The sequence below is a fragment of the Rhodoplanes roseus genome (assembly GCF_003258865.1).
Taxonomy (GTDB): Bacteria; Pseudomonadota; Alphaproteobacteria; order Rhizobiales; family Xanthobacteraceae; genus Rhodoplanes; species Rhodoplanes roseus.
Genome location: NZ_NPEX01000740.1, coordinates 1 through 288, shown reverse-complemented (window position 1 = coordinate 288; position 288 = coordinate 1). Strand labels below are relative to the sequence as shown.

Below are 288 nucleotides of genomic sequence, written 5' to 3'. Positions count from 1 at the left end.
GGACCGCAAGGCCTCGGCCTTTTCCTCGTTCCAGGCGACGGGGTCTTCGTCCATGTAGCCGCGGCAGGCGATCTCCATCTGCAGCGCGTGCACACGCTCTTCCGGGCGGCCGTAATGGCGGGTGATCCAGCCGCCCTTGAAGCGGCCGTTGACGATGCTCGGGAAATCCGACGCCGCGCAGACATCGGCGACGGCCGTTTGCATTTCGGGCGCGCAGCTCGCCCCCTCGTTTGTGCCGAGATTGAAGACCGGCAATTCACCGTCGAAGAGACGGGGAATGACCGAGCG

1 protein-coding gene is annotated in these 288 nt (G+C 65.6%); it reads right to left on the bottom strand.

Annotated features, from left to right (window positions below; translation table 11 throughout):
* A partial coding sequence (locus tag CH341_RS32205) for an N-formylglutamate amidohydrolase (RefSeq protein ID WP_210208726.1) occupies positions 1-288 on the bottom strand: 288 nt, incomplete at both ends.